The sequence below is a fragment of the Microbacterium sp. ISL-103 genome (genome assembly GCF_018613995.1).
Taxonomy (GTDB): Bacteria; Actinomycetota; Actinomycetes; order Actinomycetales; family Microbacteriaceae; genus Microbacterium.
The window spans coordinates 1-8,206 of record NZ_JAGGPD010000398.1 but is presented as its reverse complement, the minus strand read 5'-3'; the positions used below and the strand labels follow the sequence as shown (position 1 = coordinate 8,206).

Below are 8,206 nucleotides of genomic sequence, written 5' to 3'. Positions count from 1 at the left end.
GATCGCCACCGTCGAGCTGACGCGCACCGGCGCGATTCCCGACGGGTGGGCCGGTGCCGAGCAGGACGCCGCCTCGGCGGACTTCTTCGGCCTGACGATCTTCGAGAGCCCCGGGTGGGTCTCGGAATCCGGAGACCGCGAGTCGGAGAACCGCTGCCTCACCGTCGTCAGAACGCAGGATGTGCCGGACGAGGGCGACTTCAGCGGGACATCGTGGAGCATCGAAGGACCCATGTACGGGGCGTGCAGCATCGGCGCGTTCCCTGCCACCGCCGAGATTCCGATCGACGGTGACACCCCGGATGCGTTCATCGAGCGCTATCCCGCGGGCACGGCGCTGCAGTTCGTGCTCGACGGCGACCGGGTCGGGGTGTTCCTCGACAGCGCCTCGGACTAGGCGGCGGGCGATGCAGCAGCCGCGCCCGGTGGCCTCAGGCCGCGCCGCCGGTGCGCACGACCGAGACGCCGAGTTCTTCGATGCCGTTCGCCGTGGCGTCGCTGAGCCCGGCATCCGTCACGATCAGGTCGAGATCGGTGAGGTCGAGCACGCGGTACCGGCCGAATGTGCCGTACTTCGAGCTGCCGGCCACGAGCACCGTCTCGCTGGCGCTCTCGAGAGCCGCCGTCTTGGGCGCGATCTTCGATTCGGTCGGGGTGGTGACACCGCGGCGCAGATCCCACGATGATGACGAGAGGAAGGCGATGTCGATCGACAGCTCGTGCAGGGTGAGGGCGGCGAGCCGGCCGGTGGTCGATTGGTTGGCCTTCTCGACCCGCCCGCCGATCGCGATGATGTCGGCCGTGGGGTGGTCGAGGAACGCGGCGATGATCGCCAGGTCGTTCGTCACGACGGTGAGATCCTGGATGCCCTCGAGGTGCGGGCGCATCGCCTGGATGGTCGTGCCCGCGTCGAGGTAGATCGTCATCGACTCGGTGACGAGGGATGCCGCGTGGCGGGCCATCCCGTCTTTCTCGGCGACGTCCTGGCGGGCCTTCTCGAAGCGCGAGGGCTCTGCGACCAGACGTGAGGCGATCTTGGCGCCCCCTGGCGTGGCCAGCACGCGGCCGGCCTCTTCGAGTACCGCGATGTCGCGACGGATCGTCATGTGACTCACGCCGAGCAGGTCTGTGAGCTGGCGATAGCTCAGTACTCCTTCGCGGCGGAGGTGCTTGACGATCAGCTCGCGGCGCTGCTCGGGAATGAGCGGCGTCGATGCGGCAGAGGCGGGCTTCGTCATATCGTGGTCAGCCTAGCGAACGAGGGCGACGCTCTCGGTCCAGGGTGTGCCCCACCGCGCGGCCAGCGCGGCGACGTCCTCAGCGGGCAGCAGGCGCCGGGGCTTGCCGTCGGTGAGCAGGGTGATGCGGCATGCTTCTTCGAGCTCGATCGCCGCCTCGATCGCGGCATCCAGGCCGGGGGCCGAGACGATCTGTCCGTGGTTTGCGAGCAGCGCGCCGTGGAACGGATGCGGGATCGCGAGCAGCTGTGCGGCGAGGTCGGGGTCTCCGGGCACGCGGAACGGGACGAGCGGGCTCTGCCCGACGCGCATGACGAAATACGGAGTGAGGGGCGGGATCGCGCTCGTGTCCGACCAGGGCTCGAGGCAGCTCGCCGCTACCGCGAACGGGGAGTGCAGGTGCACGACCGCCGCGTGGGCGGCGTTCTTCTCGTAGAACGCCAGGTGCAGGGCGAGTTCCTTCGAGGGCTTCGCGCCGCGTACGAGAGCGCCGTCGCGCGTGACGACCGCGATGTCCTCTTCCGACAGTCGGCTGAGATCGGTGCCCGTGCCCGTCATGTAGACCAGGTCGTCGGCGAGGATGCTGACGTTGCCGCTGCTTCCGGGGCTGATCCCCGCTGCCGCTACGCGGGCGCCCGCGGCGATCAGGTCGTCAATCGGTGAGGTCATCGAGCGCCCTCCAGGCGGTGGTGAACATGTCTTCGGAGCCGAAGTTCCCGGACTTGAGTGCGATGGTGAGCGGGCCGTGCGCCGTGCCGGCGGCGCTCCAGCAGACGCCGGGCGCGACGCGAGGGCCGATGTGCAGGCGCTGGATTCCGAGGCGCTGCACGACCGCGCCCGAGGTCTCGCCGCCCGCGACGATCACCTGGGTGACGCCGAGGCTCTCGACGGCGCGGGAGACGATCTCCGAGAGCACTTCCTCGATGTGGCCCGCGACGGTGTGGCCTTCGGACCCGCGGCGGATGTCGTCGAGCGAGCCGACCGAGTACACGACCGGGATCTCGTCGGTGGCCAGGCTCTGCAGCCACGACACCGTCTCGGCGATGACGCTCTCGGGGGCTGTCGCGACGGCTTCGATGTCGAGCTTGCGGGTCGGCAGGGTCTCGGAGGCTTGGGCGATCTGCGCGCGGGTCTTCGCCGAGGCGCTCCCGCATACGATCAGGCGTCGTCCTGGCACCGGCTCGATCGGCGAGAGCATGCCGGGTCGTGGGCCGGTCATCCCGAGAGCCAGGCCCGCTCCTCCGCTCACCACGCGCCAGTCGGAGACGGCGGTGGCGATGGTCTCGAGGTCGGCGTCGGTGATCGCGTCGACGACGATGTAACCGGCAGGCGACGAGGCCAGGGCACTGCGCAACGCGGTCGGGCCGGCCCAGACGGTGGGGGCTGCGATCTCGTGGATCTCGCGGCCGGTCTGCGGGGTGAGGATGTCGCGCAGCCGCGACTGCGTCATCGGGGTGAGCGGGTGGTGGCGCATGGGGGAGTGCTCGAGCAGCTGCTCGCCTACGAACAGGTGACCGCGATAGACAGTGCGACCGTTGTCAGGGAAGGACGGCACGACGACGGTGCGCTGTTCGCCGAGCTCGTCCAGCACGGCGTCGAGGATCGGACCGATGTTGCCCTCGGGCGTGGAGTCGAAGGTCGAGCAGTACTTGACATAGAACTGCCGCGCATCGACCGCTTCGAGGGCCGCGACGGCGCGTACGGTCTGCGCGACGGCAGTGGCGACCGGAGCGGTGCGGGTCTTGAGGGCGACGACGACGGCATCCGCATCGCCCAGCTCCTGCGGGTCGAGAGGGGCGTCCTCGATCGACACCACGGCGCGGAACCCCTGCTCGCGCAGCGCGATGGCGAGATCCGTCGCGCCGGTGAAGTCGTCTGCGACTGCGCCGATTTCGATCACGCGTCCTCCTCGGGTAGGTGACACCATTTCACCACGTGTGAATCCATGTGAACAAATTTGATAATTCTGTATGACTGTGGAAAAGTGATCGACGCCCACGGGAGAACCCGCTCCCCGGGCATCGCACGACCGCACGGAACGTCCCGTGCAGAGGGGACCACCGATGACCCGCACTCCTGTTCGCGTCGCTCTCACCGGCGCACGCGGAGGCTTCGGCCGCACCTTCCTCGCCCAGCTCCGGTCGATCGACCGCATGACGGCGACTCAGCTCATCGACCCCGATGTCGACGGCGTGCGCACCCTCATCGCCGATCTCGGCGGTCTCCCCGACGCCGAACCGATCCCCGGTCACGACGACGTCCGGTGGGACGAGATCGACGTGCTCGTCGAGGCCTCGGGTCGCGTCGAGGCCGGCTACCGCTATGCCGCAGAGGCGATCAGCCGCGGCATCCACGTCGTGATGGTCAGCAAGGAGATCGAGAGCGTCGCGGGCGTCTCGCTCGCGAAGGCCGCGCGAGAACGCGGTGTCGGCTACCTCCCCGGAGACGGTGACCAGCCCGCGAACCTGCTGCGTCTGCTCGACTGGGTCGAGAAGGTCGGTCTGCACGTTGTCGCCCTCGGAAAATCCGGCGAGTACGACCTCGTCTTCGACCCCGCCACCGGCATCCTCGACCAGCAGGGCGAGCGGATCGACGCCTCGGGTCTCGGCGATCACCTGTTCCTCGCGGACGACATCCACGAGACCCTTGCTGCACGCGCCGCGATCGTGGCCTCGCTCAAGCGAGCTGCCGCCGCCGACTCGTGCGAGATGGCCGTCGTCTCGCTCTACTCGGGCGCCACTGCCGACACCGAGCGCATGCACTACCCGGTCGCGCGTCCCAGCGAGCTGGCCGACATCTACGCACGCCGCTCCGACGGCGGCCTGATCGACACCGAGCGCGCGGTCGACGTGTTCTCCGCCCTGCGCCTGCCCGGTGAGACGAGCTTCGCCGGCGGCGTCTTCACGATCGTCACGACGGGAGACGATGAGGTCTGGAACCTGCTCGCGGGCAAGGGGCACATCGTCTCGCGCTCGGGCGAGTACGCCTGCATCTATTGGCCTTACCACTTCATGGGCGTCGAGACGCCGCTCACGATCGACGCCGTCGCCACCGGCGCGACACCGTTCGCCGCACCGCGCCACCACACCGTGCTCGCGGCTCGGGCCTCAGAGGCGCTCGCAGCCGGTACGACGTTCGAGGTGCGTGGGCACCACCACGAGATCGACGGCGTCCGCCCCGTGATCATCGACCGCGCCGATGCCCTCAGCGACACCGACGATGCGCTCGCTGCCGCCTACTACCTGCTCTCCGGTGCGCGACTCGTGCGCGACGTCGCCGAGGGCGAGCTCATCCGCATCTCCGACCTCGAGGGAGTCGCGGACGACGTGCGTGCCGCGTTCGTCGAGGGCGTCCGGCTGTGACCGTCGAGGCTGCTCGCCGCATCCGCGCGGCGCGTCTCCCCGAGGGATACGAGCTGCGGATCGTCGACGGGCACCACCACTTCTGGGATCTCGACGGCGACGGCCACTGGCCGTGGATCCAGGACGAGTACAACGAGGACTTCTTCCTCGGCGACTACAACGCGATGCGTCGCACCTTCCTGCCGCGTCAGTACCTGGCGGCGACCGAGGGCTGGGATGTCATCGGCACCGTGCATTGCGAGGCCGAGCGCAGCCGCAGCGAGCAGGTGGAGGAGGACGACTTCCTCCAGAGGCTCAGCGACGCGACCGCCGGACGGTTCCCGATCGCCGCCGTCGCGCATGTCGGATTCCTGCAGGCCGATCGCGACGAGGTGCTGGCCGCTCATGCACAGCGCTCGATCGTCCGCGGCATCCGCTCGAAGCCCGTGATCGCCGCTCGCGCCGACGAGCGTGCGACCGGGGCGGGCACGCTCCACGACCCGGAGTGGATCGAGGGGATCGCCGCCCTCGCGGCGCACGGTTTCTCGTGGGATCTGCGCGTCCCGCACTACCACCTGGCCGAGGCGGCCGATGTGCTGGCCGACTTCCCCGATCTCCCCGTCGTCGTGAACCACTGCGGCCTGCCGCTCGATCGCTCCGCCGAGGGATTGCGTGTGTGGCGCGACGGCATGGAGCGCCTCGCCGCTCTGCCCGGCACCGTCGTCAAGGTGTCGGAGCTCGGCTTGTACCGCAACCGCTGGGATCGCCCGTCGAACGAGGTCGTCGTCAGAGACAGCCTCTCGATCTTCGGTGCCGACCGTGCGCTGTTCGCCTCGAACCTTCCGGTCGCCACGCTCACCGCCCCCGACTTCGACGAGGTCATGGACACGATCCTCGCCGGTGCCACAGGCCTCGACTCCGCGAGCCTCGACGCCCTGTTCTCCGGCACCGCCGCGCGGGTCTACCGGCTCGACCTCTCCTCCCATCCCTCCGATTCGCTCTCCAAGGACCACTGATGACCACCGTCGACCAGGGCACCGCCGCCCGCACCGCACGCCCCACGAAGATCCGCTGGTGGGTCATCGTCGTACTGTTCGTCTTCTACACGATCAACTGCATCGACCGGGCCTCGCTCTCGGTCGCCCTGCCCACGATCAGCGCCGAGTTCCTGCTCGAGCCCGCTGTGCAGGGCCTGATCCTCTCGGCGTTCTTCTGGACGTACTGCCTGTTCCAGATCCCGGGCGGTGCGGCCGCCGACAAGTTCGGACCGCGCAGGGTGATCGGCATCGCCGCCGTCATCTGGGGGTCGTTCACGGCCCTTGCCGGCCTTGCCGTGAACGCCGTCATGCTCGTCCTCAGCCGTCTCGGCCTCGGTGCCTTCGAGGCCCCGTACATGCCGTCGGCCAACAAGCTCGTCACCCGCTGGCTGCCGGCGAAGCACCGCGCCACCGGTGTCACCCTCATCGACTCCGGTGCACCGCTCGGGTCGGCCTTCGGCGCTCTCGTCGTCACCGGTCTGATCACGGCGACGGGATCGTGGCGCTGGTCTTTCATCATCATCGGTCTCGCCCCGGTCGTGATCGGCATCGGCGTCGCCCTGTTCCTCCGCCANNATCGGCGTCGCCCTGTTCATCCGCAATCACCCCTCGGAGCATCCGCTCGTCAACCGCGCAGAGGAGGAGCTGATCCGCTCCGGCGGCGTCGAGGAGCGTGTGGACGAGGAACCGCCGGGCATGAGTCGGGCGACCGTCTTCTGGATGGTCGTCGGCCGCATCGGCTGGGCCATGGTCTTCTGGGGCCTGGTCACTTGGGGCCCGACATACCTCTCGCAGGCTCGAGGCCTCGACCTCGCGGCCATGGGATTCGCGACCTTCCTCATCTTCCTGTGCGGAGCCTTCGGTGAGATCCTCAGCGGCATCCTCGCCGACACCCTGCAGAAGCGCATGTCTCCCAACCGCGCCTTCAAGCTGCTGTTCGGCGGATCCGGCGCCCTCAGCCTGCTCGCACTCGCCGCACTGCCGTTCGTGAGCGATGCGGCGACAGCAGTGACCCTGCTCTGCATCGGAGTGTTCTTCAACCTGTTCGGTGGCCTGTACTGGACGATCCCCGGTCGTCTGGCCAAGCCCGAGCGCGTCGGCATCGTCGGTGGCGTGATGAACTTCGCCGGCACCTCGGCGGGCATCGTCGTGCCGATCGTCGCAGGCCTCCTGGTGCAGTTCACCGGCGGCTACACCGCTGTGCTCATCTACCTCGCGGTCTGCGCCGCGATCTATCTCGTCGGCTCGCTCTCGATCGACTTCGAGGGGCGCGGAGTGCGCAAGGCGGCCGTGAATGCCTGACTTCTACGACGGGCCGATCATCGACGCCCACCACCACGTGTGGGACCTCGGTCTCGTCCGTCATCCGTGGCTGGCCCCGGGCGCGAGCGTCGCTCACCGGTACGGCGACTACGAGCCGATCAAGCGCGACTATCTGCCGGCCGACTATCTGAGGGACATCGCGGGGGCGGGCGTGGTCGCCTCGGTCTACATGGAGGCCGAATGGGTGCCGGGCGACGGTCTCGCTGAGGTGCGAGCGATCGAGCGGTACCGCGAGGAGTCGGGCGTACCCGGGTCGATGGTCGCACAGGCCTGGCTCGACGCTCCGGATATCGCCGATCGCCTTTCCGAGCTGGCTGCCGTGCCCGCCGTGAAGAGCGTTCGGCACAAGCCCGGTGGGGCGACGTCGCGTGATGACGCCGACGCGGGTGTGCGCTCACTGCTGAGCGACGACTCCTGGCGCGACGGCTATGCGCTTCTCGCCGAGCACGGTCTGCACTTCGACCTGCAGACGCCGTGGTGGAACCTCGAGGAGGCGCGCCGCCTCGCCGTCGACTTTCCCGAGACCACGCTGGTGATCGATCACGCGGGTGTGCTCGCTTCCCGTGACGACGAGACGGTCGCGGCCTGGCGTGCTGCCCTCGAGCGGGTCGCCGAGGAACCCAACGTGGTGATCAAGGCGTCAGGGCTCTGCGTCGCCGGGACGCCATGGACTGTCGAGGCCAACCGCGGTCCGATCGAAGATCTCGTGCGGGTCTTCGGTGCCGAGCGCGTCATGTTCGGCAGCAACTTCCCCGTCGACGGCATGTTCATCGACTTCCATGGCCTGGTCGACGGCTACCGCGAGATCCTCTCCGCCTTCGATTCCGACGCCCAGCGTGCGGTGTTCCACGACACGGCCCAGCGCGTGTACGACCCCAGACCTCTCGCCGACCCGATCTCCTGACAGAGACCCGATCCCTGACCAACGACCAAGGACCCCCATGAACGTCAACGACGACAAGCTCTTCCGGAAGGTGATGCTGCGCGTGCTCCCGCTCGCTATGCTCGGCTTCTTCCTCTCATACCTCGACCGCGTGAACATCGGATACGCGCAGGCGACCATGAGCGCCGACCTCGGCTTCTCGAACGTCGTCTACGGCCTCGGCGCCGGGCTGTTCTTCATCGGATACTTCATCTTCGAGATCCCCTCGAACCTCATTCTCGCCAAGGTCGGCGCGCGTCGCTGGATCGCGCGCATCATGATCACCTGGGGTCTCATCTCGGGTCTCATGTTCATCGTCGACAGCGAGTGGATGTTCTACCTTCT

8 protein-coding genes and 2 pseudogenes are annotated in these 8,206 nt (G+C 68.4%); 7 read left to right on the top strand and 3 right to left on the bottom strand.

Going from position 1 to position 8,206, the window contains the following annotated elements:
- Positions 1-397, top strand: a pseudogene (locus J7E68_RS14385) (hypothetical protein); the annotation flags it as partial.
- Between the two features lie 34 nt (positions 398-431).
- Here the strand turns inward: J7E68_RS14385 and J7E68_RS14380 are convergent.
- Genes J7E68_RS14380 through otnK form a run of 3 tightly spaced genes read right to left on the bottom strand, consistent with a single transcriptional unit; the run spans position 432 to position 3,138 of the window.
- The gene (locus tag J7E68_RS14380; protein WP_215173666.1) at positions 432-1,238 is read right to left on the bottom strand and encodes a DeoR/GlpR family DNA-binding transcription regulator; all 807 of its coding nucleotides are present in this window, start codon (positions 1,236-1,238) and stop codon (positions 432-434) included.
- A gap of 12 nt (positions 1,239-1,250) precedes the next feature.
- Positions 1,251-1,907: a class II aldolase/adducin family protein gene (locus tag J7E68_RS14375; RefSeq protein ID WP_215173664.1), complete on the bottom strand. Its 657-nt coding sequence runs from the start codon at positions 1,905-1,907 to the stop codon at positions 1,251-1,253.
- Positions 1,891-3,138 (bottom strand): 3-oxo-tetronate kinase, encoded by a 1,248-nt coding sequence (gene otnK, locus J7E68_RS14370; RefSeq protein WP_311417018.1) that lies wholly within the window; start codon positions 3,136-3,138, stop codon positions 1,891-1,893. The genes J7E68_RS14375 and otnK overlap by 17 nt, the downstream gene beginning before the upstream one ends.
- 163 nt (positions 3,139-3,301) lie before the next feature.
- On the opposite strand from otnK, the gene J7E68_RS14365 reads away from it, so the two are divergent.
- The 6 genes and pseudogenes from J7E68_RS14365 to J7E68_RS14340 form a co-directional block, all read left to right on the top strand.
- Positions 3,302-4,600 carry a homoserine dehydrogenase gene (locus J7E68_RS14365; protein ID WP_215173660.1) on the top strand — a complete coding sequence of 433 codons (1,299 nt, stop codon included), beginning with the start codon at positions 3,302-3,304 and terminating at the stop codon, positions 4,598-4,600.
- Positions 4,597-5,595, top strand: coding sequence for an amidohydrolase (locus J7E68_RS14360; RefSeq protein WP_215173658.1), 999 nt, complete (start codon positions 4,597-4,599; stop codon positions 5,593-5,595). The genes J7E68_RS14365 and J7E68_RS14360 overlap by 4 nt, the downstream gene beginning before the upstream one ends.
- A pseudogene (locus J7E68_RS14355) lies at positions 5,595-6,173 on the top strand (MFS transporter); the annotation flags it as partial. The gene J7E68_RS14360 and the pseudogene J7E68_RS14355, both read left to right, overlap by 1 nt.
- A 139-nt stretch (positions 6,174-6,312) precedes the next feature.
- Entirely contained in the window at positions 6,313-6,918 is a 606-nt protein-coding gene (locus J7E68_RS14350) for an MFS transporter (protein WP_396652509.1), read from the top strand.
- Positions 6,911-7,843: an amidohydrolase gene (locus tag J7E68_RS14345; RefSeq protein ID WP_215173652.1), complete on the top strand. Its 933-nt coding sequence runs from the start codon at positions 6,911-6,913 to the stop codon at positions 7,841-7,843. The genes J7E68_RS14350 and J7E68_RS14345 overlap by 8 nt, the downstream gene beginning before the upstream one ends.
- A 37-nt stretch (positions 7,844-7,880) precedes the next feature.
- Positions 7,881-8,206 (top strand): MFS transporter (locus tag J7E68_RS14340; RefSeq protein ID WP_215173650.1); only part of this gene is annotated, 326 nt, incomplete at its 3' end.

What these genes read in the sequence shown, in the direction of transcription:
- J7E68_RS14375 (WP_215173664.1), bottom strand. Translation starts at nt 1,907, where the DNA reads ATGACCTCACCGATTGACGACCTGATCGCCGCGGGCGCCCGCGTAGCG.
- J7E68_RS14350 (WP_396652509.1), top strand. Translation starts at nt 6,313, where the DNA reads ATGAGTCGGGCGACCGTCTTCTGGATGGTCGTCGGCCGCATCGGCTGG.
- J7E68_RS14380 (WP_215173666.1), bottom strand. Translation starts at nt 1,238, where the DNA reads ATGACGAAGCCCGCCTCTGCCGCATCGACGCCGCTCATTCCCGAGCAG.
- J7E68_RS14345 (WP_215173652.1), top strand. Translation starts at nt 6,911, where the DNA reads ATGCCTGACTTCTACGACGGGCCGATCATCGACGCCCACCACCACGTG.
- J7E68_RS14365 (WP_215173660.1), top strand. Translation starts at nt 3,302, where the DNA reads ATGACCCGCACTCCTGTTCGCGTCGCTCTCACCGGCGCACGCGGAGGC.